The 23,547-nt window shown below is 45.3% G+C and carries 22 protein-coding genes and 1 other annotated feature; of the genes, 14 read left to right on the top strand and 8 right to left on the bottom strand.

The window, feature by feature from the left end; translation table 11 throughout:
- Positions 1-28: 28 nt before the first annotated feature.
- The 4 genes from BUA78_RS09610 to BUA78_RS09595 are packed head-to-tail and all read left to right on the top strand — an operon-like array spanning position 29 to position 5,797.
- On the top strand, positions 29-217 hold the full coding sequence (locus tag BUA78_RS09610; protein WP_072913759.1) for a helix-turn-helix domain-containing protein: 189 nt from the start codon (positions 29-31) through the stop codon (positions 215-217).
- A 33-nt stretch (positions 218-250) separates the two neighbouring features.
- Entirely contained in the window at positions 251-2,242 is a 1,992-nt protein-coding gene (locus BUA78_RS09605) for a TerB N-terminal domain-containing protein (RefSeq protein ID WP_072913757.1), read from the top strand.
- A 13-nt stretch (positions 2,243-2,255) separates the two neighbouring features.
- Positions 2,256-3,593 carry an ATP-binding protein gene (locus BUA78_RS09600; protein WP_072913754.1) on the top strand — a complete coding sequence of 446 codons (1,338 nt, stop codon included), beginning with the start codon at positions 2,256-2,258 and terminating at the stop codon, positions 3,591-3,593.
- Positions 3,590-5,797, top strand: a complete 2,208-nt coding sequence (locus tag BUA78_RS09595) for a DEAD/DEAH box helicase (RefSeq protein WP_072913751.1) — start codon at positions 3,590-3,592, stop codon at positions 5,795-5,797. The genes BUA78_RS09600 and BUA78_RS09595 overlap by 4 nt, the downstream gene beginning before the upstream one ends.
- Before the next feature lie 250 nt (positions 5,798-6,047).
- Here BUA78_RS09595 and BUA78_RS09590 read toward each other — a convergent pair whose 3' ends face one another.
- Genes BUA78_RS09590 through BUA78_RS09580 form a run of 3 tightly spaced genes read right to left on the bottom strand, consistent with a single transcriptional unit; the run spans position 6,048 to position 9,217 of the window.
- Positions 6,048-7,235 (bottom strand): ABC transporter permease, encoded by a 1,188-nt coding sequence (locus BUA78_RS09590; protein ID WP_072913749.1) that lies wholly within the window; start codon positions 7,233-7,235, stop codon positions 6,048-6,050.
- Positions 7,225-7,944 (bottom strand): ABC transporter ATP-binding protein, encoded by a 720-nt coding sequence (locus tag BUA78_RS09585; RefSeq protein ID WP_072913746.1) that lies wholly within the window; start codon positions 7,942-7,944, stop codon positions 7,225-7,227. The genes BUA78_RS09590 and BUA78_RS09585 overlap by 11 nt, the downstream gene beginning before the upstream one ends.
- The gene (locus tag BUA78_RS09580; protein WP_238456785.1) at positions 7,928-9,217 is read right to left on the bottom strand and encodes an efflux RND transporter periplasmic adaptor subunit; all 1,290 of its coding nucleotides are present in this window, start codon (positions 9,215-9,217) and stop codon (positions 7,928-7,930) included. The genes BUA78_RS09585 and BUA78_RS09580 overlap by 17 nt, the downstream gene beginning before the upstream one ends.
- Before the next feature lie 203 nt (positions 9,218-9,420).
- Here BUA78_RS09580 and BUA78_RS09575 point away from each other — a divergent pair, with 203 nt between their 5' ends.
- Positions 9,421-9,669 carry a DUF1540 domain-containing protein gene (locus BUA78_RS09575; RefSeq protein ID WP_072913744.1) on the top strand — a complete coding sequence of 83 codons (249 nt, stop codon included), beginning with the start codon at positions 9,421-9,423 and terminating at the stop codon, positions 9,667-9,669.
- Positions 9,670-10,302: 633 nt separating this feature from the next.
- Here BUA78_RS09575 and BUA78_RS20225 read toward each other — a convergent pair.
- Positions 10,303-10,476, bottom strand: a complete 174-nt coding sequence (locus tag BUA78_RS20225) for a hypothetical protein (RefSeq protein WP_175548998.1) — start codon at positions 10,474-10,476, stop codon at positions 10,303-10,305.
- Between the two features lie 350 nt (positions 10,477-10,826).
- On the opposite strand from BUA78_RS20225, the gene spoIVA reads away from it, so the two are divergent.
- From spoIVA to BUA78_RS09550, 5 genes are all read left to right on the top strand, one after another.
- A complete protein-coding gene (gene spoIVA, locus BUA78_RS09570; RefSeq protein ID WP_072913741.1) occupies positions 10,827-12,305 on the top strand; it encodes a stage IV sporulation protein A in 1,479 nt (492 codons plus the stop codon).
- A 257-nt stretch (positions 12,306-12,562) separates the two neighbouring features.
- Positions 12,563-13,009 carry an ACT domain-containing protein gene (locus tag BUA78_RS09565; protein WP_072913740.1) on the top strand — a complete coding sequence of 149 codons (447 nt, stop codon included), beginning with the start codon at positions 12,563-12,565 and terminating at the stop codon, positions 13,007-13,009.
- Positions 13,010-13,030: 21 nt separating this feature from the next.
- Positions 13,031-14,323, top strand: coding sequence for a homoserine dehydrogenase (locus BUA78_RS09560; RefSeq protein WP_072913737.1), 1,293 nt, complete (start codon positions 13,031-13,033; stop codon positions 14,321-14,323).
- 1 nt (position 14,324) lies between these two features.
- Positions 14,325-15,230: a homoserine kinase gene (thrB, locus tag BUA78_RS09555; RefSeq protein WP_072913735.1), complete on the top strand. Its 906-nt coding sequence runs from the start codon at positions 14,325-14,327 to the stop codon at positions 15,228-15,230.
- 53 nt (positions 15,231-15,283) lie between these two features.
- Positions 15,284-16,522: an aspartate kinase gene (locus tag BUA78_RS09550; RefSeq protein ID WP_072913732.1), complete on the top strand. Its 1,239-nt coding sequence runs from the start codon at positions 15,284-15,286 to the stop codon at positions 16,520-16,522.
- Between the two features lie 43 nt (positions 16,523-16,565).
- On the opposite strand, the gene BUA78_RS20865 is transcribed toward BUA78_RS09550, so the two are convergent.
- From BUA78_RS20865 to proB, 4 genes are all read right to left on the bottom strand, one after another.
- On the bottom strand, positions 16,566-16,694 hold the full coding sequence (locus tag BUA78_RS20865; protein WP_274377389.1) for a hypothetical protein: 129 nt from the start codon (positions 16,692-16,694) through the stop codon (positions 16,566-16,568).
- Between the two features lie 62 nt (positions 16,695-16,756).
- Positions 16,757-17,605, bottom strand: coding sequence for a pyrroline-5-carboxylate reductase (gene proC / locus BUA78_RS09545; RefSeq protein ID WP_072913730.1), 849 nt, complete (start codon positions 17,603-17,605; stop codon positions 16,757-16,759).
- 121 nt (positions 17,606-17,726) lie between these two features.
- The gene (locus tag BUA78_RS09540; RefSeq protein WP_072913728.1) at positions 17,727-18,974 is read right to left on the bottom strand and encodes a glutamate-5-semialdehyde dehydrogenase; all 1,248 of its coding nucleotides are present in this window, start codon (positions 18,972-18,974) and stop codon (positions 17,727-17,729) included.
- The gene (proB, locus tag BUA78_RS09535; protein ID WP_072913725.1) at positions 18,965-20,062 is read right to left on the bottom strand and encodes a glutamate 5-kinase; all 1,098 of its coding nucleotides are present in this window, start codon (positions 20,060-20,062) and stop codon (positions 18,965-18,967) included. Before proB ends, BUA78_RS09540 begins: the two co-directional genes overlap by 10 nt.
- Before the next feature lie 39 nt (positions 20,063-20,101).
- Positions 20,102-20,321 (bottom strand) — a binding site (T-box leader).
- Between the two features lie 124 nt (positions 20,322-20,445).
- Between proB and BUA78_RS09530 the strand changes: the two genes are divergently transcribed.
- The 4 genes from BUA78_RS09530 to BUA78_RS09515 all read left to right on the top strand — a co-directional run bounded on the left by BUA78_RS09530 (position 20,446) and on the right by BUA78_RS09515 (position 23,500).
- Positions 20,446-21,537 carry a GNAT family N-acetyltransferase gene (locus BUA78_RS09530; RefSeq protein WP_072913721.1) on the top strand — a complete coding sequence of 364 codons (1,092 nt, stop codon included), beginning with the start codon at positions 20,446-20,448 and terminating at the stop codon, positions 21,535-21,537.
- 81 nt (positions 21,538-21,618) lie between these two features.
- Positions 21,619-22,074, top strand: coding sequence for a hypothetical protein (locus tag BUA78_RS09525; RefSeq protein WP_072913715.1), 456 nt, complete (start codon positions 21,619-21,621; stop codon positions 22,072-22,074).
- Between the two features lie 156 nt (positions 22,075-22,230).
- Complete coding sequence (locus BUA78_RS09520; RefSeq protein WP_072913713.1) at positions 22,231-22,449, top strand: FmdB family zinc ribbon protein; 219 nt, start codon at positions 22,231-22,233, stop codon at positions 22,447-22,449.
- 148 nt (positions 22,450-22,597) lie between these two features.
- Positions 22,598-23,500, top strand: coding sequence for a potassium channel family protein (locus tag BUA78_RS09515; protein WP_238456784.1), 903 nt, complete (start codon positions 22,598-22,600; stop codon positions 23,498-23,500).
- The last annotated feature ends 47 nt before the right edge of the window (positions 23,501-23,547 follow it).

The raw sequence follows: 23,547 nt of genomic DNA, 5'->3' as shown, positions 1-23,547 counted from the left end.
GGGATAATTTAATTTAGAGGTGCAACGTATGGTTGTCAGTTATAAAAAGCTATGGAAATTGCTAATTGATTGGGAAATGAAAAAGAAAGATCTGTGTAGTTTGGCCGGAATCAGCGCCTCATCGCTTGCGAAGCTTGGAAAAAACGAAAATGTTAATACCGATATTCTTGTGAAAATGTGCGCGGCCTTGCAATGTGATTTTTCTGACATCATGTAAATCATACTGATGAAAGCAAAGGAGGGGCAATGAATGAAGAATACAGCGAAAAAACTGCCCGGAAAAGGCATGAGAATTTTATCCTTTATTCCGGCATTCAATTGGATTGCCTTGCTTTATATTGGCATTGTCAACTCTAATACAATGAATATTATCTGCGGTATTATATATGGTGCAGCGACATTCGCAGTGCCTTCAACATCACTCCTGTTTTGGATTGCGGGCATTGCTCATTATTCCATTGCATACAACGGAGTCAAACGGCAGATGGGTGATTTACCGCAACATCATCCACCACAACTGGAAAATCAGCCAAAATACAATAATACACCGAGCAAGCAAGGATTTTCAGATGTGACACTCTCTGGAGAAGCAGAACGCAGGCAAGCAATTTCCGCAAGACCTGCGCCCAAAGTTGATATATTCCAAATATCTTTTTCAGGAGATAGCGCACAAAGCAAATTCTTTCTTGACATGCAAAAGTACATAGGCGAAGAGGGTGCACCCGCCGCATTCGAGCCGTTTATGACCTATTGGCCGACTTACGACAGCATGAACCGGCAGCAGCAGGCGTGGTATTTCTATTGGCGATCTCAGGTTCGCAGCGGCAATTATCCTGATACAGACCTCTCCTATGTTTTTGTGCATATCTATGAGCTTCTCAGTGGGATTGGATGGCAAACGCCGCAAGATGGCTACCAGCAGTTGCTTGCGCTGTGGTCGGCCTATCAAGAGAGGTTCCCTAAGTTAAGTTATTATTTATATGATTGGACCTTTGATTTTGCACAATTGCATGATGTAGAACACACCGCATCTCTTAGCGGCCATTATCTTCAGCCTGGATCGTCACCTATGACAGATATTCTGGTTGCACAGCACGCAGATGAAATACCTTTGAAACTTCCCTTTGCTCTTATTGATGCACTGTGCGACTATTCATTGGTAAGCAGCAAATTCTATAAGAACGGACACCAGGCTCTGATGCAGGAGGCGATTCCCAGAGTGGTTGCGCTGGCAGATGCGGCTCTGCGCAAAAAGAAACAAAAGGGCATCTTGGCGACATATGGCCCTAATCGCCCTAAAAAGCAAGAATACTATGCGTTCCGCAGTGCCGTTTGCCCGGATGCCAACAAGAAAATTTCCGTCTCAGTGAAGGCCTATTCCTCCAATACACGGCTAAGAGGATACATAAACGAGTTGGTGCGATATGGTGAAAATACCTTGAGAGCGCTGTATGACTGCCGTGGACGGTTGCGTGGCGTTCAACTGGATGAAGAGACCGCAAATCTGGTTGAGATATTCTTGAAAAAAGAATATAGCAAGTCAGCAGTGGCGGCAAGTATGCCGGCGAAAAAGACGGAAGTCACACTGGATTTTGAAAGCATCCATATTCTGCGTGAACAGTCTGATGCCGTCCGCACTGCTTTACAAGTGGAAGAAACCGTAACTTCTGTCCAAAAGGAGCTGTTAACTGATCTTCAGGAGGTTACCTCCATCTATGCAGCCCTTTCATCTGAGGCACGACAACTATTAGATCGCTTGCACGCTTCCGGTTGGGTATGTGAGCAGACCGCAGCAGAAGAGCCCCTGATAGCGGAAATTAACCGCTTGGCAGAGTACTATCTGAGTTGTGCGCTGCTTGCAAAGGAAAATGATACGGTTATGGCAGAGGATGATTATCGTGATGAGCTGGAATACATCTACAAAAATCGGCCCCAGCTTTCTGTAGCGGACAGCGACACGGGCAAATTTAATATGTCGGTACTATCACCGGAACTCAAGGAATTTGTGGAAAATCTTGTGCCTGAGCAGAAGAAAGCGCTTTATGTTGTTCTGACACAAGAGCATCCGCAAAACGAGCTGGAGCAAATCGCAGAAGAAGCCATGACCATGTCCCAAATGCTTCTGGATGAGATCAATGAAACGGCGCTGCGGGTTTTGGGTGATATTGTCGTTGATGCTATGGACACGGAGCCTCGTGTTTTGGATGAGTATGTGACTCTGCTCAAAGAGTCTGTTGCATAGGAGAGAGAAGAAAATGCCGCCTGTAATAATTAACCGCCGGGAGTCCGGCGCATTGATTAATTCACTGACCGCGGGCGTGGTGCCGAGAATTGGCCTACGTCACATAGCCGTAGGCAGACAAAACGAAGTGAACGCCTTTCTGCATGATCTTGCCACCATCGAGGATGGAGGGGCATCCTTCCGTTTGGTATCCGGGCAGTATGGAAGCGGTAAGAGTTTTTTACTGCAAATGATCCGCAACAATGCTATGGAGCGGAATTTCGTAGTAGCTGATGCGGACTTGTCCCCAGAGCGTCGCTTGACCGGAACCAAAGGGCAGGGGTTGGCAACCTACCGGGAATTGATGCAACATATTTCCACTCTTACCAGACCGGAGGGTGGTGCACTGGAAGCCATTTTACAAAAGTGGATCGGCGCATTGCAAGCCACGGTGGCAAAGGAACATAGTCTGCGTCCTGGTGCGCCTGAAATCGTCGAAGCTGTTAGTGAGCGGATTGCCGATGTACTGACGGAGTTGTCAGAAATGGTCTATGGATTTGCCTTTGCATCGGTCATAGACTCCTACTGGCGGGGTATGAAGACTGGGGAGGAAGCATTAAAGCAATCTACTCTGCGCTGGCTGCGTGGTGAGTTTTCCACCAAAACAGAGGCTAAGCAGAGCCTTTCAGTCGATTGCATTATTGATGACCAAAGCTGGTATGAATTTTTAAAACTCTTTGCAGTGTTTGTCTCCAAGGCAGGCTACAAGGGCCTGCTTGTCTTTCTGGATGAAGGGGTAAACCTCTATAAAATTTCTCATAAGCAGGCCAGAGACAGCAATTACGAAAAAATCCTCACTATTTTCAATGACACCATGCAGGGGAAAGCTCAGCATATCGGCGTTTTTCTAAGCGGAACACCACAGTTTATCTACGATGAACGCCGCGGACTTTTCAACTATGAGGCTTTACGCTCCCGCCTTTCTGATAACCGTTTTGGAGCACAGGGATTTGTGGATTATACGAGCCCGGTTATCAAATTAAATCAACTATCCCCTGAAGAAATCTATCTCCTGATGGAACGTCTGTGTGAGCTTCACAGCACACACTATTCCTATACCTGTTCCTTGGATGCTCAGGAGTTGACCGCGTTTCTGAATACGGTAGTTTCCCGGTTAGGCGCTGTTCATCTGCTCACACCCCGTGAGATTACAAGGGATTTCCTTGGACTGCTCAATATTCTATTGCAAAACCCAGATATCAGCTTTGATGCCCTGATTACGGAGCAAGGCTTTGCTGTCAAAAGTGCGGAGCAAGACCCCGAACAGGTCAGTGAAGATCATGATGACCTATTTGCTGAGTTTGACATATGAGCCAGACCGCCTTTGAGCGCTATGCGCCATTTATTAGGGAATATATTTACCGGAAACAGTGGACGTATTTGCATGAGGTTCAGGTTGAGTCATGTGAGGCTATTTTAGATACCGACCATCATGTGATTATTGCATCCGGTACGGCCTCCGGCAAGACTGAAGCCGCATTTTTTCCTATTCTGACAACTCTTTATCAAAAGCCATCCGATTCCATGGGTGTGATGTATATCGGGCCGCTCAAAGCCCTGATCAACGATCAGTTTGAACGGCTGAGCGGTCTGTTGGAGGAAAGCTATATCCCTGTTTGGCCATGGCATGGAGATGTATCGCAATCGGTCAAAAAACATGCTCTGAAAGAAGCCCAAGGGGTTTTACAAATTACACCGGAATCTCTGGAGGCGCTACTGATGCAGCGTCCGGGAGATGCTGTGCGTCTGTTTTCTGATTTACGGTTTGTTATCATTGACGAAATTCATGCGCTGATGGGAATTGACCGTGGTTTGCAGGTCATCTGTCTGCTGTCTAGGTTAGAGAAGATTGCTGGCTGTTCTCCAAGGCGTATGGGACTATCTGCGACTTTAAACGATTATCAGCCTGCCATGGACTTTTTAGCAGCCGGAAGCGATCGAAAAACAGTAGCGGTTGGAGTGCAGACGCACAAAAGAACCATTTCGCTGTGCGCGGAGAGTTTTGTGCTGCCGGGTGACTCCGCGCAGGCTGAAGCTGTTATGCGTCAATACAATGATTTCCTTTATGAGAATTGCCACGACAAAAAGTGTCTGATTTTTACCAACAGCAGAGGCGGAGCAGAAAAAGTCATCGCAGACATGAAGGAGCTTGCACAGAAAAAGCGGGATCAGGATGTGTTTTATGTCCACCATGGGAGCGTATCCGCCTCGCTTCGCCATGAGGCAGAAGCTGCATTGCGGAACAAAACCGGCCCTACGGTTGCGGCGGCAACGCTTACCTTGGAACTCGGTATTGATATTGGTGACTTGGACTCCACTATTCAGGTAGGTGCACCTTATTCATGCGCAAGCTTTGTGCAACGCTTAGGGCGTTCTGGCAGACGAACTGGGAAATCACAGATGCTGTTCGTAGATCTTCACGATGACTCCAATCGCAATCCATTTGACAGTTTGCCGTGGGGATTGCTTCGTGCGATTGCCGTCATCCAGCTTTATCTGGAAGAACGGTGGGTAGAGCCGTTTAATCTCAAACCAAAACCCTTCAGCTTACTGGCACATCAGACACTTAGTACACTGATGACCTATGGAGAGCTTTCTCCCAAAAAGTTAGCAAAAAATGTGCTATTGCTGCCTGCTTTTCGAAATTCCATCAGTCAGGACGAATATCGCCAACTGCTGCATTATTTGCTTGAAAATGACTACTTACAGCGCATGGAGTCTGGTGGCATAATTGTTGGCCTGAAGGGAGAGCGTCTGACCAATCATTATTCCTACTATGCGGTGTTTCAGGATGAACAAGTATATCATGTCCACAGCAAGGAGGGAGAAATTGGCACTCTCGACAATTGTCCGGCGGTGGACGAGGTGTTTGTTTTAGCCGGACGGACCTGGCAAGTACAGTCCGTAGACGAAGATCGAAAGATTATTTACGTCCATCCGGTAAAAAACAACAGAATTCCAAGCTGGAGCGGTTCTGGAGGAAATATTCACACAAAAATTGTACTGCGTATGCGTCAGATTCTGCAAGAGGAGGCCTTGTATGCCTATCTGCGTCCAAAAGCTGTAGAATTGTTGGAACAAGCTCGCTGTTTTGTAAAGGAAACCAGCCTGCTGCAAAACAGTGTTATACCATATGCGGAGCGCTCCTTTTTCCTTTGCCCCTGGGTGGGAACAAAAGAAATGCAGACTATCAAGAGCTTGCTTGCCTGTGGATTGAAGGACATACTTCAAATCTACTCTATTTCAGGAGGAAGGCATTATCTTCAAGTTACAAGCGACCTGCCTGCACAGCAGTTTGTTGAGAAAGTAAAGAGGCTTGAGATTGATATAGAGAATCCGGATTTCGTTCTTCCTAACGGACAATTTCCTAAAATTGATAAATACGATATGATGGTTCCGGACGCTCTGCTTCGCAAAGCATTTTTATACAATGAATTGGATGTGCCCGGTACGATTGAAGTGCTTAAGGGATTGGAGATCAACGCGCAATCGTTCACGATGAACACACGCCAATAAGGTCGTTGTTCTAAAAGTCAGCGCTCATTGGAGTCTCTCTGTGTCGTGTTTGTTGGTTTTCTCAACAACAAGCGTGGTTTACATCACATTGAATTCAGCTCTATGCTGTTGCCACAGTGTTATTGAAGTTAAAGCTGGGGAACCAGTTAGCACCAAAAATTGGGGGCAGTGCCATTTGACACTGCCCCCAATTTTCCCCTATTCAGTTTGCCCTTGGGTAGGGTCATGATTTTTTACCTGGGATTGTCTGCTACTCCCGTCGTAATGCCACAATGGGGTCCAATTTAGACGCTTTGTTGGCGGGATACAGGCCAAAAAACACGCCGATAAAAGCCGAGAAAAGGAATGCTAACAGCACTACCCACCAGGAAACTAGCGGTGGCAGCTTTAGTACCAAGGCGACAATCAAGGCCCCACCGTAACCTAACAGAATACCAATTAGGCCACCAACGGCGCATAATACAATGGCTTCAATCAGAAATTGAATTAGGATATCCTTTCTTTGGGCACCTAAAGCCATGCGTATACCAATTTCCCGTGTTCTTTCGGTGACAGAAACCAGCATGATGTTCATGACACCGATGCCGCCCACCAGTAGTGAAATGCCTGCAATGCAACTGATGATTAAGCCAATAATCCCGGTAACCTTACTAACCGTTTGCATCTCCTGTTCCATGCTATACACAGCATAATGATCGACTGCATTGTGCCGTCGCTCAAGAATTACTTTAACCCGTTCCATGGCTTGATAGACCTCTTCCTTGCTGGCTGCACTGCCAAAAAGTGAGCCAACATTTTCCCAGCGGGAACCTCCGGGCATTGAAGATATGGGCAGGTAGGCATAGTTATCCGGGGTCATACCAGGAATCGCCGACTCGGTTTTTTTGATGACACCGATTACCACTGCGGCACTCCCTTGCAGGATCACTCGCTCTCCCACAGGGTTTTCCACATTAAAGAGATCATTGGCGAGCATTTCGTCTAAAACGACCACTTTTTTACCTACGGCATCATCCTCTTCGCTAAAGAATCTGCCATATAAAATCTCGACGTTGCGGATGTGTTTGTAATCTGCAGTGGTACCGATGATGCGGGTGTTCTTTTTACCGATTGTACTCCTTACCTCACCCTGGTCATACTTCATCGGTGCCAAGTACTTAACTTCCGGTGCGATTTTTTTTATCACTGCTACATCTTGTTTGGTAAAATTAACGGGTCTATAAGGCTCCCCTTCTCTGTAGTTAGGGTATACCTGAAAGAGATTGGTACCAAAGCTCTCCATCTCACTCATAATCATGGCTTTACCGGCCTCACCAATGGCAATTACTGAAATTACGGCAGCGATGCCAACCACAATGCCCAGAGTGGTTAAAAAGGCCCGTAGTTTGTTATTACGAAGCCCCTCCAGGCCAACAAAAATAAATTCCTTAAAGTTCATGGTTCACCTCTTCTTCAGAGGAAATCGTGCGGTTTGTTACCTCTTCATCACGGATTAAAAGCCCATCTTTAAACCGTAGTATTCGTTTAGCATGCTTTGCGATGTCCGGCTCGTGGGTAACCAGCACAATGGTTGTTCCTTCTCTATGAAGTTCCTCGAAAATCTCCATAATCTCCTCACCGGTCTTGGTATCAAGGGCACCGGTTGGTTCATCCGCCATAATCACCGAAGGGCGATTGACAATGGCCCGAGCAATGGCCACCCGCTGGTTTTGTCCCCCGGATAGTTCATTAGGCCGGTGTTGGAGACGTTCCCCTAGACCAACTTTTTCTAGGGCCAGCAGGGCCCTTTGACGCCGTTCTTGGGGCTTTACACCAGCATAGAGCATGGGTAGTTCTACATTTTTCAAGGCTGTCAGGGCTGGTATCAAATTGAAGGCTTGAAAGACAAAGCCCAATTTTTGATTGCGCAGACTGGCTAATTCATTTTTATTTAAGGAGGAGACTTCGCGCTCTTCCAACCAGTAATTTCCTGAGGTAGGAGTATCCAATAATCCTAACAGGTTCATAAAGGTTGATTTACCCGAGCCGGATGGTCCCATGACCGCCACAAATTCACCCTTATGCATGGTTAAGGTCACACCTTTAAGGGCTTCCACCGCAACAGAGCCGGTGCTGTAGACTTTTCTTAAATTACTTACCTTTATCATTTTTTACTCCTGTCGTAACTCTTTGACCATCCTTTAATGACGGAGCAGGGCTGAGAATAATTTCTTCGCCCTCTTTGAGGCCGCTGATAACGACGTCGAATAGTTCATTGCCTTTTTCTGTTTTAACTCTTTGCTTTTTGACAATGCCGTTTTTGACCACAAAGACATATTTTTCTCCGTTTTGGCTAATCAATGCCTCAAAGGGTAAAGCCAGAAGTTTCTTTGCTTCCATTGTGACAATACTAACATCTACGGTATATCCCGGTTTAAGACCGGCGGCATCCCCTTTTAATTGTACGGTTACAGGCACAGTGGTATTGCCGCTGCCATTGGCATTACTCTCCTGTATCGCCACACTGGCTACTCGCGTAACCTCGCCCGTAAATTCCTTTTCTGGCAGAGAGTTACAAGTGATGGTCGCAGGTTGTCCCACTTTGAGAGTACCGGCATCAATTTCATTGACATTAGCAGTAACTTCTAGGTTACTATCACTGCCAATCTCTAATAAACGAGTGCCTTCGAGAACACGGTTGCCCTTTTCTTTTCCGACAAAAAGCACTACGCCGTCCTCTTGAGCGATAAAGTTAGCTAAATCTAATCGTTCCTTGGCCTGGGCAACTTCTTGCTGGCCTAATGATACCTGCGCTTGCAGTGAAGAGATTTCCTTGGCAGTGGCTCCTTGCTGGACCCTCATGGAGGTTTCTTGATAATCTGTCTCAGCCTTGGCAAAGGCCACTTTGACTTGTTCCAGTTCGGTTATAGCCACTGCCCCTTCATTATGTAAATGGGTGATGCGGTCTAGGTCATTTTTAGCTTTATCATAGGCCACTTTATAATAGGCTAGGTTTAATTGGTCACTGCTAGCGGTAGCTTTGGCAAGTTGCGCTTCCAACCCTGCCAGTTTAGCTAAGGACTGTTGGTAAAGCCGCCCGAGCTCTTGGGTATCAAGTCTCCCTAAAACATCTCCTTTTTTAACTTTGTCGCCAACTTTAACAGAAAGTTCCATTAACGTACTGTCCACGGGCGTAAAAAACTCCTGTTTGTCCGCGGACTCCAGTTTGCCTGCTGCTACTACACTCTGTTCAATACTTTTCATTTCTAGCTTGGCTGTTTGTACCAGTAAGCCGTTATTACTACGGCCATTCAATGCCAACATGAGTATGCCAGAAAGCAAAATTATTCCTAGCAACCATTTGAGCCAACGGGGACATCCCTTAATACGTAATTTCATTTTTTGCAATCTACTGAGCTCACCTGAATTGACAGCTTCCAATGATCGTACCTCCAAAAAGTATTGTTACCATCTATGACGTTACTAATTGACTAATTATTACACATAAAACCGTTTTTTTATAAAAAATTATAAAATTGTTACTGGTTTATCTAAAAACAGGGATTCTTTATTAAGGTATACATAATTAATGAAGGTTTCGTTCAACATAGTAAAAACGTATTAATGAAAAAGGAGGTACCATCTTGAATCAGCATATTCATTGCATTGTTAGTAACTGCCATTACTGGAGCCAAGGGAATAAGTGTGAAGCCAATGAGATATTGGTAGCTACAGATAAATTTGGTGCATCTCAACCTGACCAAATAGATGCTACAACGGCTACCCAGTTGACTTCAGAGTCGGCAGGGACCTGTATGGAAACTTGCTGTAAATCTTATGTTTCTAAAGGTTCCCAGAAAGTTAGTGCCGACCGTATTACCAAAATGTCATAGCCTATAAATCGTTCGAAAATTCATTGGTGCAGGTTATTATACCTGCACTTTTTAAATGTGTTAGAAAGTATACTTTCCTATGTGCAGCAGATTCCTTAAAAAAATACCGCCCATGGGCGGTAAGAAATTAGGAATATCTTTTCTCTGCAATTTTTTCTAACGAGTTTACCATTTTTTTCATGTAACTCAAAAACGGGATTGTCATAGCTATTGAGGCTAAGGTTAAAAGCAAAAATCCAGCGCCATGATGTCGATGATGGTCATGATGAAACATAAATAAACACCTCCTCGTCCTTATTGTTAGCTTTTTTATAAAATAAACCCGAAGAAGATCATGGTATACAAACCAATTTTAAAGGTAGTTACGGTGATTTTTCCTAATAAAAAATGACCCATAAGGATCATTTTTTAACAACCAAAGGCAAAAGAGCATGCCTGGGAATTTATCCGGCATGCTCTTTCATTGATAATGTCGCGAACGATTTGTGTAGCGTCGGTAATGATACTTGGCGAATGGAAGACGAAATGGGACTGACGTGCACAGACGTGCGTGCCAGCCGAATCAAACAGGACATACCCATACTAACCTAACAGTTATTATCAGGATAGAAAAACTAAAGCTGCTCTGTAGTACTATTTTTTATTTCCGGTAAAAAACTTCATGATATCTGCTATAGAAGAAAACGGGGGACGGTAGACTTTTTCTTCGACAGCAACCGGCTTTTCTACAGGGGGTGTAGCTTCGACTGGTTTTTTTGTCAGCTTTTTACTAGGATGCCCTATGCGAGGGCCTATTCCGAAACCCATTGTAATGTGCCTCCTTTTATCCTATTTAATAGTTAATATATGGAAGAAGGTTACTATATGTTCCCAAGAGTCATAAATGGACAAATCATAAATATCTTTTAACAATAGAATTAAAAAAAAAACATCTTGTACATATCAGTAATAATTTTCCGTCATAAAATAATTTTCTAGTCATATATATATAATGTTAATATCTGTCATTGGAAAAAAATTCAGGATGAAGGGACTACCTTCTTCCTACCAAGATCAAAATTTCCGTTCTCTACGGTCCATTATCGCGGAGGAGGGATGCAGTATTTCAATTTAATAATCCCTATACGATTGAACTTTTGAAGGAGGGAATAAATGCTATGGAAAAGATGGATATCTTCCGCGATATAGCGGAGCGGACCGGGGGAGACATCTACCTCGGTGTGGTAGGAGGAGTGAGGACGGGTAAGTCCACCTTCATTAAAAGATTTATGGAACTGGCAGTGATACCTAACATCAAGAATGTGTACGATAAAGAACGGGCTAAGGATGAACTTCCACAAAGTGGTGCCGGTAGGACGATTATGACTACTGAACCCAAATTTGTGCCCAACGAGGCTATTGAAATTGCCGTTAATCAAAACCTGAAAGTAAAGATGCGATTAGTTGACTGCGTGGGTTATCGGGTACTAGGGGCACTGGGCTATGAAGAAGAAGAAGGACCGCGTATGGTCACTACCCCTTGGTACGAAGAACCTATTCCCTTTCAGGAAGCAGCTGAAATCGGTACCCGTAAAGTAATCTCTGAACATTCCACCATTGGTGTGGTTATTTCCACAGATGGCAGTATTACCGACATTCCTAGGGAGAATTATGTGGATTCAGAAGAGAGAGTGGTGGAAGAATTAAAGGATATTAACAAGCCATTCATTATTCTTTTGAACTCTTTGAAACCCCAAGCCAGTGAAACTATGGAACTGGCGGCTGAAATGGAAGAGAAGTATGATGTGCCGGTATTACCTATTGACTGTGCTGAATTAAAACAGCAAGATATCTTGAAAATCCTGGAGCAGGTTCTTTATGAATTCCCAGTTAACGAAGTAAATATCAGTCTGCCGCTTTGGATTGAGGAATTAGAAAGTAAGCATTGGCTAAGACAAAGTTTTGAAGATGCCGTACGGGATACTGTGCGCCATGTGCGCCGCCTGAGAGATATTGAAAGTGCTGTTACCAGTCTGGATGGTTATGATTTTGTGCACCAAGTTAACCTAAAACAAATGGACATGGGAACCGGCTCAGCCTCCATTGATATGGTAGCGAAAGCAGATTTGTTCTATCGGGTGATGACCGAGGAAACTGGCTTTAAGATTGAGGGAGATCATCATTTGTTCCGCTTAATGAAAGACCTGGCAGTGGCCAAACGGGAATATGATAAGGTTTCCACAGCTCTTTTAGAAGTACGGGAAACCGGCTATGGTGTGGTAACACCCAGACTGGATGAAATGAATCTGGAAGAACCGGAATTAATCCGTCAGGGAAACCGTTTTGGTGTGAAACTAAAGGCCAGTGCACCTTCGCTCCACGTTATTAGAGCTGATATTACCACTGAAATTACACCCATCATTGGGACCGAAAAACAATGTGAAGAACTGGTACAGTACATGTTGGCCGGTTTTGATGAGAATCCGCAAAAGATCTGGGAATCCGAAATTTTCGGAAAATCGCTGCACGATCTGGTGCGCGAGGGAATTCAAAATAAACTGCACCGGATGCCAGAAAATGCCCAGGTTAAACTGCAGGAAACACTACAGAGAATTGTTAATGAAGGCAGCGGCGGTCTCATTTGTATCATCATATAATGAAAGAACCCCACAGACCAGAAATGTGAACGGTCTGTGGGGTTTCTATTTTTGGTAATAGCCTTGGTATAGTCATAGTAAAAGGAAAATTTATTTCATAAGCGTTCATGCGTAAAACATTGATAAATGGTATTTTTCTTTTGAGAGAACAAATAATAAAGGTTATTAGGGCTTGAAGGCTTACTTGGGGAATGCTATAATGTCTACTGTAGAAGGATAATCATCCACTGAAAACGGACAATTGCGAGGTATCAAATGTGACCAAAAAAGAGCCTAAATACTATCTGGTACAAGAGGATATTTTACCGGAAGCAATTTTAAAAACAGTATTGGCCAAGGAGTTACTGTTAAGAGGGGCAGCCAATACTGTTAATGAAGCGGTGGAAAAGGTGGATTTGAGTCGCAGCGCCTTTTACAAGTATAAAGATAAAGTTTTTCCCTTTCACCAGTGGAGCAAAGGGAAAATTGTTACTCTGGAATTACTAATGCAACATCAACCGGGTGTACTTTCTACAGTATTAAATATCATCGCCTCTGTCAAGGGAAGTATTCTTACGATCAACCAAAACTTGCCATTGCAGGGGTTGGCCAATGCCACTCTTTCCATAGAAACAGCGGAGATGAACCAAGATCTGGAGGAGTTATTAAAGATTATCCATGAGATAGCTGGTGTTCAGGAGGTCCGCTTGCTGGGCCAGAATTAGTAACGGGAAAGGAAGATTAGCATGGAGCGGGTTATTAAAATCGGCCTCTTAGGTTTAGGCACCGTAGGCCGCGGCGTATATCGCATACTGCAGGAAAATCAAGAAAGCATTGAAAAACGCGCTGGGGTTAAATTGGAAGTTAAAAAAATCCTGGTCAAGAGCTTGGGTAAAGATAGAGGAATCGTCATTCCCGAAGGAGTTTTAACCACAGATCTGGCAGATATTACCTCAGACCCGGAAATTAATATTGTGGTAGAGGTTTTAGGAGGAATTCATCCTACGCTGGATTATGTACTGGAAGCATTAAATCAGGGCAAGAGTGTAGTTACTGCCAACAAGGATATGGTAGCGGAACATGGGCAGAGATTATTTGCGGCTGCTCAGAAAAATAACTGTGATTTGTTATTTGAGGCCAGTGTAGCAGGCGGTATTCCCATCATTCGGACACTGAAACAGAGCCTGGCGGGTAACCACATTGAAGAAGTATTTGGTATTATTAATGGAACAACTAACTATATGCTAACGAAAATGACCCAGGATGGCTCGGACTTTCAGGAAGTGTTGCAAGAGGCTCAGGCGAAGGGGTATGCTGAAGCTGATCCTACGGCTGATGTTGGAGGTCATGATGCGGCTCGTAAAATTGCGATTCTGGCATCCATTGCCTTTAATAGCAGGATTCCCTTACATCAAGTATATACTGAGGGAATTACAAAAATTACGGCTGATGATATTGCCTATGCCAACGAATTAGGGTATGTTATTAAATTATTAGGAATCGCCAAAGAGCGGCAGGAGGGTGTTGAGGTACGGGTTCACCCCACCTTTATACCGAAAAACCACCCCTTGGCTGCCGTGGGAGATGTGTTTAATGCCGTCTTTGTGCGGGGTAATGCTGTTGGGGATACTATGTTTTATGGTAAGGGTGCCGGGGAATTACCCACTGCCAGTGCTGTGGTGGCAGATATCATGGATGCAGCTCGGGACATCATCAGAGATGTACCCGGGATTATTGGTTGCACCTGTTTTGAAGAAAAACCTGTCTTGGACATTGGGGAAACTCATAGCAAGTATTATATTCGGTTGCAAGTGGCCGATAAGCCCGGCGTGTTAGCTTCCATTGCGCTGGTTTTTGGTAACAAGGAAGTTAGCCTTAAATCGGTTATTCAGAAAGAAGCAACGGGCAAAACCGCGGAAGTTGTATTGGTGACTCATCGGGTATTGGAGCAAAATGTCACGGATGCTTTAATGGATATTAAGCAGCTTTCCTCTGTACTGGAAATTGCCAATGTTATAAGGGTAGAAGGAGAAGAATAACGTGCAGAGTAATCAACAAGTAATTGTCAGTGTACCTGCTACCACGGCCAACCTGGGACCCGGTTTTGATTGTTTGGGTATGGCTCTAGACCTTTATAATCAGATTTATATGTCCTTTGCACCCTCCACCACCATTGAAGTGGAGGGGCAAGGGGCCAATGAAATAAAGCGGGATGAAGAAAACATTGTATGGCAGGCAGCCCGACGGGTATTTACGGAATTGGGCCAGCCGATGCCGGGTATAGCGATTAAATTGGTCAACCAAATTCCCACCTCCCGAGGTTTGGGCAGCAGTGCTGCCGCCATTGTCGGTGGGTTGGTAGCGGCCAACAACCTGGCAGGGAATAAATTGTCCCAGGATACATTGCTGGCGTTGGCCACGGAAATGGAAGGACACCCCGACAATGTAGCCCCTGCTTTGTTAGGCGGAATTGTTATTTCCGTGGTATCCGAAGGGAAAGTGCACTACCTAAGAATTGACCCACCAGAAGAATTAAGCACTGTGGTTGCCATTCCGGATTTCGAATTATCCACCCAGGCGGCCAGGGAGGTTTTACCCCGCCAGGTTAGTCTGCAAGATGCAATTTTTAATCTAAGTCGATCCGCACTAATGGTAGGGGCTCTCTGTCAAAAAAGACTGGATTTATTAACGGTGGCAGCCCAGGATGTGTTGCATCAACCTCATCGGGCCCCGTTGGTACCTGGTTTGGTGCAAGTTATTGAGAACGCCAATCGGGCCGGGGCCTTAAGTGTTATGCTTAGTGGTGCAGGTCCCACAGTCATTGCCTTCACCCATAATTTCCAGAAGGAAGTAGCTGGGGTGATGGAGAAGACTTTTCTTGAGGCCGGGGTAATTTGTCAGACCAAGAACTTAAAACCCATAGTTGATGGAGCAGTAATTTTGTGATTTAATATTTTATATAGATAAAGAACTACAGAATTAGAGAGGCAGGATGCAGAATGCTGGTAGTGAAAAAATTTGGTGGCAGCTCGGTGGGTGACCCCGAACGTATCAAGCGGGTGGCCAGACGAGTGGTAGAGGAACATCAAAAAGGCAATCAAGTGGTGGTTGCCGTTTCGGCCATGGGTGATACTACCGATGACCTAATTTCCCTGGCCAAGCAGGTTACAAACAACCCATCAGAACGGGAGATGGATATGCTCCTTTCTACGGGAGAACAAATCTCCATTGCTCTTTTGTCAATGGCCATTCGCGACCTAGGCTCTGATGTTATCTCCCTTACCGGGGCCCAGGTAGGTATTTATACTGATGAAGTACATACCAAGGCGAAGATTTTAAAAATAGAAACCGAACGAGTGCAGGCAGAGCTTAATGAGAACCGAGTAGTTGTCGTGGCTGGTTTTCAGGGGATTAATCCCAATAATGATATCACCACCTTGGGCCGGGGTGGTTCCGATACCACTGCAGTGGCCTTAGCAGCAGCGCTTAAGGCGGATGTCTGTGAAATCTTCACCGATGTAGACGGTGTTTATACTGCCGATCCTAGGGTGGTGTCGGAAGCCAGTAAGCTTTCACATATCTCCTATGATGAAATGCTGGAATTGGCCAGCCTGGGTGCTCAAGTATTACACCCCCGCTCTGTGGAACTGGCTAAGCAATATGGCATACCCTTGCATGTTCGTACTAGTTTTAATCATAATGAAGGAACTATTGTTGAGGAGGCTCCGAATATGGAAAATGCACCAGTGGTCAGTGGAGTTGCCCATGATTATAATGTAGCTAAAATTGGTTTGTTTGATGTTCCGGACGAACCAGGTGTTGCCAAGAAAATCTTTAAGGCTTTGTCCTCCCAGAGAATTAACGTGGATATGATTATCCAAAGTGCCATGCGCAACAATATGAATGATATCGGTTTTACCATAACCCAGGACGATCTGAGAAAAGCCCTCCAAACGATCGAGGATATTCAGGCGGAAGTCGGTTTTAAAGGATACACTCACGATGAAGATGTAGCCAAGGTCTCCATTGTAGGTGCCGGTATGATTTCTCACCCAGGCGTGGCAGCGGATATGTTCGAAGCCCTGGCAGACGAGGGGATTAACCTGGAAATGATTACCACTTCGGAAATCAAGGTTTCCTGTGTAATTAAGAGAGCTGATACCGAAAAGGCTGTCAAGGCATTGCATAACAAATTTAGACTGGACGATCTAGAAGCAGCAAAACACTATTACCTATAAAAAAACAAATCCCCGCAATTGCGGGGATTTTTGGTTGTTAGGGTCAGCCATTGGAACCTTTAGGAACATAGACACCGCCTTCGCCGTAGTCTGTGGGAGCTTTAATTTCTTCTTGGCGTTTATAAATAACCTGTCTGAGCTCCTTCAGTTCCTTGGTTGTTTTATCTTCCATCTAGCTCACCCCCTTGCTATAGGGTGTGAAGGAGATGAAGTCTTTAAACCATAACTTTCTTGTTAATTACTGGTGACTACTTGCCGCTCGACAATGACTTTGCCCAGTTCTTTAGAGCGTTGGGTGGCCCTTAAAATAGCTTTGCGGATAACCGGTTGGAAATTCCCTTTATTCAGTTCATTAATTCCGGCCATGGTGGTGCCGTTGGGTGAGGTTACCTGCTGGCGCAGTACTTCCGGCTGTTCGCCGGTCTCAAGGAGCATTTTGGTGGCGCCCAGCAAGGTTTTTAATACCAGGGGACGGGCTAGCTCTCTGGGGATACCTGCAGCTTCGCCGGCTTTTTCCATGGCCTCTACCAGATAGTAGATATAGGCTGGGCCGCTGCCAGAAAGACCGGTTACCGCATCCAGCAAATTTTCTTCCAGCACCACCACTTCGCCCATCAGACGGAAGATTTCCTCAGCCATGGCTAACTTATCTGGGGTGGCATACCGCCCTCCGCTGATACCGGTGGCCGATTCCAATACCGCACAGGAGGTATTGGGCATGGCTCGCACTACGGCAGCTTCACAGGATAAACCTTCCTCAATGAGAGCAGTGGGAACGCCCGCTAACACGGAGATAATCAGTTGATTTTTGCCAATACTGCCGGTCAACTCTGACAAAGCGGTAAAAACATCCTGGGGCTTCATGGCAAATATGATTACATCAGACTGAGAGGCAACAGCTTTTTTATCTTGCACCGGCACAATGCCGTAATAATTCCTTAAAAAAGTTAAACGATCTTGGTTACTGCGGTTGGCCACCCGGACTTCACCGGGGCGAACAATGCCGGCGGAAAGCAGTCCCTTAATCATGGATTCGCAGATATTACCGGCACCGATGAAGAAAAAGGTTTTACCATCTAACATTTTTTACCCTCCTTATTTATACTATTTTTAATTTTAAAATGCGGACAAATATTTGTCCGCGACAGAGGAAAATAGTATCTACTAATCCGCTTTATGGGAACTAATTAAATGCGGATTAGTATTAAGAACGTACCTGGCCGGTTCCTCTGACCACATACTTATAACTGGTCAATTCTCTTAACCCCATGGGTCCTCTGGCATGTAATTTCTGAGTGCTAATGCCAATCTCGGCACCAAAGCCATACTGAAAACCATCTGTAAAGCGGGTGGAGGCGTTATGGTAAACAGCCGCTGCATCCACCTGGCGCAGGAATTTTTCAGCAGCCTCCTGATCCTCGGTAATAATACTTTCCGAATGACCCGTTCCGTAGGTCTGTATATGAGATAGTGCTTCCTGCAGATTTTCTACAACTTTAATAGAAAGAACCGGAGCTAGAAATTCTGTAGCCCAATCTTCTTCAGAAGCAGGTTTTAAACCAGGAATCAGCTTTAGCACGGCCGGACAACCACGAATTTCCACACCCCGAGCCTGTAGTTCTGAGACGGCGGTGGGTAACCAGCCAGAGGCGACGGACCGGTGCACCAGCAGTGATTCGGCAGCATTGCAGACACCGTAACGTTGGCATTTGGCATTTAACAATATCTCTAAAGCCATCGAGGTATCGGCGGCTTGATCTACAAAGAGGTGACAGTTGCCCACGCCGGTTTCAATAACCGGCACAGTGGCGGTTTCCACCACCCGACGGATCAGTCCTGCTCCCCCACGGGGGATGACCAAATCAAGGAGACCGTTAAGACGGAGCATGGCATCCACGTCTTTTCGATCTTCGCTATCCACAAACTGCACCACCTCAGTGGGTACGACAGTTGCCGAAAGCCCTTTTTTAATGGAAGCTACCAACGCTCGGTTACTGTTGAGGGCGTTGGCGCTGCCCCGCAGGAGTACAGCACTACCTGCCTTAAGGCAGAGGGCAAAGGTATCTACGGTGACGTTTGGTCGGGCTTCGTAAACCATGCCCACTACGCCCATGGGAACCCTAACCTTATCAATTTGTAAACCATTGGATCTCGTCCAGGATTCCATTACCTCGCCCACCGGATCTGGCAGTTCTGCCACTTGGCGAAGCCCCTCTACCATATCTTGAATCCGATTTTCATGTAAAGCCAGACGGTCCAATAGAGAGGAGCTAAGACCGGCCTCTTTACCATTTTGTAAATCCAGCTCATTTGCTTGTAAAATGCTGACCTGGTCTGTCAATAACTGTTTTGCCACTGCTTCTAAGGCGTTATTTTTAGCAGTCGTGTCCAGACCGGCTAAAATTCTCGAAGCACCCTTGGCCTTGCTGGCCAGTTCCTTCACTACTGACATGTGAGCCAACTCCTTTCACAGACCAACCAATCTCGATTAATAACTTCTAATCCCCGGCGGGGTTTATCTATAATCAGACGTAAATCGGCTGCTGATAAACTGGTGATTCCTTTGGCTAATTCAGTGCCCTTTTCGTCCACTACAGACACTACGCTGCCGGTGGGGAAATTCCCCTTTACTTGTTTGACACCCACCGCCAGCAGGCTTTTATTATCTGTGGTGATGGCTTGAACAGCCCCTTGATCAATCAACAAAGTACCCCGGGCAATACTGTTAAAGGCAATCCATTGCTTCCGACTCTTAAGAACCTTTGCCGAGGGTTCAAAACTGGTACCTACTTGCTCTCCAGCTGCAATGGTTTGAATGATAGAGGGGTCTTGGCCGCTGGCCACCACGGTTCGTAATCCGCTGCGGGCGGCAATGCGGGCTGCCGCTAATTTAGTGCGCATACCGCCGGTGCCTACGGGGCTGCCGCTGCCACCTGCTGTTTGTAAAATTGATTCATCAATTTGCTGCACCACGGGTATAAGCTCCGCCGTAGGGTCTTTTCGGGGGTCCCCACTGTAAAGACCGTCTATATCCGTCAGAATAATCAAGAGTTCGGCATCTACCAAACCTGCCACCAGAGCACTTAAGGTATCATTATCCCCAAAACGAATTTCTGCAAAGGCTACCGTATCATTTTCGTTGACGATAGGTAGGATTTCCCGATCTAACAATACATTTAAAGTATTGCGGGCATTAAGGTAACGCTTGCGATCTGCTAAATCCTCCTTGGTCAAGAGAATTTGACCCACGTGAAGGTGTTGTTTACTAAAAAGTTCATTGTATTTTTCCATCAGCAATCCCTGCCCCACGGAGGCGGCTGCTTGCCTTTCCGGCATGGTTAGGTGTGCCCGGCTCCACCCCAGATGCCCTAACCCGGCTGCCACCGCTCCAGAGGAAACCAATATTGGCTGCCAACCTTCCTGAACTAGTTTTGCTATGGCTTTGGTTAAAGCTGACATGCGCGATTCATCCAATAGACCTTGCCGATCTGTCAGGCTACTGCTGCCTATCTTGATGACCATTCTTTTGTAATTTTCCATGACTGCAGCCTCCTTATGAAAAAACAAAACCCTTTCGTCCCAAAGGACGAAAGGGTAGCTTTCGTGGTACCACCTTTATTAATGCATTCCCAAAAAATGCATTCACTTGCTGCCCGGTATCGGGGGCTGCCGGTTCGGTTCAAATCCCGAACAGCTCCGGAGTGGGTTTCAAAATCCATTACCCGAGGGATCTCCCAGCCGACGAATCCCACTCTCTGTCAGGTTAATTGGTTTTTACTTGCTCCATCATAGCCTCTATTCCATTAGCACAATTATATCCACCTTCTAGTAGTACTGTCAAGTCAACCAGGCATAATTTCAATGAGCACCCTTAGGTTCCTTCAAACATAATATAGGGAACAAATTATGTGGAGGGGTTTACTTTGGTAGAAATTGTTAAGGTATCGAAGCCCAAAGAGTGGCGTCTTTTTCTTGATCTGCCACAGCAAATTTATCGTCGTGATCCGTTGTGGACACCCTTGCCAGGGAAAGGGCAGCAGTTGTTTCAAATGCAGACCAATCCGATTTTGCGACATGTTCGTTATGAATGTTTTCTTGCCCTGGAAAAGGGCGTACCTGTAGGCAGGATTGCAGCCATCACCGATGATCTGCTGCCCGATCAGCGGGTGGGCCTATTTGGTTGCTTTGAAGCAGTGAATCGTTCTCAGGTGGTCCAAGAATTACTCCGAGCGGCGGCCTCTGATTTAAAAAACAAAGGAAAAAAACAAATGCAGGGTCCTGTAACCATGAATACCTCCCAGCAGGTGGGACTTTTGGTAGAGGGTTTTCAGATCCCACCCCAGGCCTATATGCCCTACAACCCACCCTATTATGGAGAACTACTGGAGGCTAATGGTTGTTCTCCCTTACTCGATCTATATTCCTATCTGTGGGACGGTCAAATCAAAAGAGCGGCAACATTAAAGGCCGTTGCCAGGAGAGCGGCCAGAATTCCTGGTATCAGATGGCGAACCATTAATCTTAATGATCCCTGGAGGGAGGGACAGCGATTTGCCGAACTGCATAATAAAACAATGACCAATCAATGGGGATTTGTGCCTATGAACCAAGAAGAAGCGGCTGCCTTTTTGTCGGGTCTAAGGACTTATGCCGACCCTGAATTGTTGTTTTATTGTGAAGTAAATGGTGAAGCAGTGGGCGTGTGCCTCATGATGCCTGATACAGGTCCTCAACTGCGGGCGACCCGTAGGTCCGATTTTTTCCCCCTGTTCCAAGTTCCTAGGAGCAGAAATCTACGGGTGGGGGTACTGGGGGTTATTCCTGAATATCGACGTCGGGGTATAGTGGCTTTATTAATAGACCGAGCCGTGCAACTGGCTTATAAGAAGGGTTACCGCCGAGCAGAGCTGTCCTTAATTATGGCTGGTAATAAAGAGATGAATAGCATTATTACCAGTGCTGTGGGAAATTCTGAGAAAAAAGTGTTTAGGATTTATCAAAAAGCAGTGGATTGATCATTTTCATGGTAAAATCTGTGACGCATTAGTGTTTATTTACGTATGATGGAAAAAAGACCTTCTGAAAGGAGTAAAGATATGTTTAGACTTCCGCCGATTGATGATCCCAGAATGGCTCTATTTGGTCTAACGATGCTAAGCCAAAAGAACCCTGCTATGGAACAACATCTAGAGATGGTAGCCGGCATTTTAGAGGCAACCCGTAATTCTCTTTCTGTTATCCGGGGAGAAATGCGTAATTTTCAAGCCTCCATGTATTCTTTAGCTGCTGGGACCCCTCCCGAATTTAGCACCCAGCCGGTGCATGCCACGGAGGAACAATATACTACAGATATTCCCCTGAATTATAGCAATCCTAATTATTCCAATCCCAATCCTAACTATCCACTGCCAACTACCCAAGAAGAGTTTCCACCGGTGATGGAAACCATGCATGTCAAGGATAAATTGGAGCGAGTGATCAAAGCAAACCCGGAAAACATGAAGGATTTTTTGGATGATCTGGAACGGCTCATTAGAAAATACCGTAAGTAAAAGGAGCAATCCACAGCGTTTTTAGACACGGCTGTGGATTTTTTATGCCCAGCTTTTGGCAATACTAGCTAGTGGCTTTGGCAATTTTGGCAGGATTTTAAATTAATATGTCGAATAACATAAACTTCGTTAACGACATTTATGTGAGGTGATAATATGCCTATCTATGAATTTGCCTGTAAAGCCTGTGGCAAGGTATTTGAAAAATTGCAACTTGCCGGCAGGGAAAACCAAGTAAAGTGCCCGGTATGTGCCAGTGAGCAGGTAGAGAAAAAAATCTCTGCTCCCTTCCTGCCCAGTTCCGTGGGTAAACCTGCCGATAGTGCTTCTTGTGCCGCCTCTGCCAAGCCAGAAGGCTGTGCTTCCGGCGGTTGAGGAAGATAAGAAAAAGAATTGCGGTCGCAATAAATGGAAACTAACAAGGGAGTGTTGCTACTTTTTGGCGATACTCCCGTTTGCTTTTTAAATTCTAACTTGTCCTCCTTAGAATATGATAAAGAAAAGGGCTCAAGGAGGAAGGTATGTGTATCTGCCAGAGATGATCAATAGCTTGGGAATCTTATTTGTTCTCCTGGGAACGTTGTTACTTTTTATTCATTCCTTAGGTCCTATCCAGGTTAAAAATCGCTTGAGGCCAAAAATGTCTTTGCCTAGGATAGGATTTCTGGAGTACCTTTTCCGGTTATTAAAGTACCCCTTGTTTTCCATTACCCAAATGCCAGTATTTTTGCTGGTATTTTTATTGGGCTATGGCTTAATTTTGTCCTTTTATTATTGGTATCAAAAAATTCAGTTGGGGTTATCTGGTCTGGTGGGGTTAAGCATCTTGACCACGATAGGTTCTCTGATTTGTGTTTCCATCATGATGTCACCGGTTTTATATATTACTCAAAAATATCTCTTCGACTATGTATTGGAATCAAGAATTTTTCGTATTGTCATTTACTCCGTTTTAGTACCTGTCTTATATATTTTTTTCATACATGATTATACCCCGGGATCATTGGTGCAAGGAATTATGCTGTCGGGGTTGATTTTAAGTTTTTACCAGATCTTCCGTGGAATTATTCTCTGCCTAAGGACACCCGGAACTGTCTTTAATTATTTGGATAGCCGATTTCTGCCAATTCTTATGATCATATCTTGGTTATTAATCATCCTGTTTAACTTATTTACCATGGTACTTCTGGTTTCGGGAACCGACCCGTATTCCTTTGTAGATGGTATTGGTCCGGTAACGGAACCCTTAAGACTTTTATATTTCACGGTGATTACCTTTACCAGTGTGGGATATGGGGATATCACTCCCCGGGGAAGCTTTGCTGTGTTTATCACTATTGTGGTATCGGTGACAGGTTTTCTCTATTCTGCCTTGTTTATTGGTGGAATTATGGCTGTCTTTACCAATCGGGGTGGCAGACACTAGGGACGCAGGATTACTATGCCGGAACAGAGAATAAGAATGTAAAAATG

Source organism: Desulforamulus aeronauticus DSM 10349 (assembly GCF_900142375.1).
Lineage (GTDB): Bacteria > Bacillota > Desulfotomaculia > Desulfotomaculales > Desulfotomaculaceae > Desulfotomaculum > Desulfotomaculum aeronauticum.
Note: the sequence above shows the minus strand (reverse complement) of the source record. Positions and strands in the feature narration are given on the sequence as shown.

Bases quoted from the DNA above. Each gene is read 5' to 3' on its own strand.
- BUA78_RS09610 (WP_072913759.1), top strand. From the start codon at position 29: ATGGTTGTCAGTTATAAAAAGCTATGGAAATTGCTAATTGATTGGGAA.
- BUA78_RS09605 (WP_072913757.1), top strand. From the start codon at position 251: ATGAAGAATACAGCGAAAAAACTGCCCGGAAAAGGCATGAGAATTTTA.
- BUA78_RS09600 (WP_072913754.1), top strand. From the start codon at position 2,256: ATGCCGCCTGTAATAATTAACCGCCGGGAGTCCGGCGCATTGATTAAT.
- BUA78_RS09595 (WP_072913751.1), top strand. From the start codon at position 3,590: ATGAGCCAGACCGCCTTTGAGCGCTATGCGCCATTTATTAGGGAATAT.
- BUA78_RS09590 (WP_072913749.1), bottom strand. From the start codon at position 7,235: ATGAACTTTAAGGAATTTATTTTTGTTGGCCTGGAGGGGCTTCGTAAT.
- BUA78_RS09585 (WP_072913746.1), bottom strand. From the start codon at position 7,944: ATGATAAAGGTAAGTAATTTAAGAAAAGTCTACAGCACCGGCTCTGTT.
- BUA78_RS20225 (WP_175548998.1), bottom strand. From the start codon at position 10,476: ATGGGTTTCGGAATAGGCCCTCGCATAGGGCATCCTAGTAAAAAGCTG.
- spoIVA (WP_072913741.1), top strand. From the start codon at position 10,827: ATGGAAAAGATGGATATCTTCCGCGATATAGCGGAGCGGACCGGGGGA.
- BUA78_RS09560 (WP_072913737.1), top strand. From the start codon at position 13,031: ATGGAGCGGGTTATTAAAATCGGCCTCTTAGGTTTAGGCACCGTAGGC.
- BUA78_RS09550 (WP_072913732.1), top strand. From the start codon at position 15,284: ATGCTGGTAGTGAAAAAATTTGGTGGCAGCTCGGTGGGTGACCCCGAA.
- BUA78_RS20865 (WP_274377389.1), bottom strand. From the start codon at position 16,694: ATGGAAGATAAAACAACCAAGGAACTGAAGGAGCTCAGACAGGTTATT.
- proC (WP_072913730.1), bottom strand. From the start codon at position 17,605: ATGTTAGATGGTAAAACCTTTTTCTTCATCGGTGCCGGTAATATCTGC.
- BUA78_RS09540 (WP_072913728.1), bottom strand. From the start codon at position 18,974: ATGTCAGTAGTGAAGGAACTGGCCAGCAAGGCCAAGGGTGCTTCGAGA.
- proB (WP_072913725.1), bottom strand. From the start codon at position 20,062: ATGGAAAATTACAAAAGAATGGTCATCAAGATAGGCAGCAGTAGCCTG.
- BUA78_RS09525 (WP_072913715.1), top strand. From the start codon at position 21,619: ATGTTTAGACTTCCGCCGATTGATGATCCCAGAATGGCTCTATTTGGT.
- BUA78_RS09520 (WP_072913713.1), top strand. From the start codon at position 22,231: ATGCCTATCTATGAATTTGCCTGTAAAGCCTGTGGCAAGGTATTTGAA.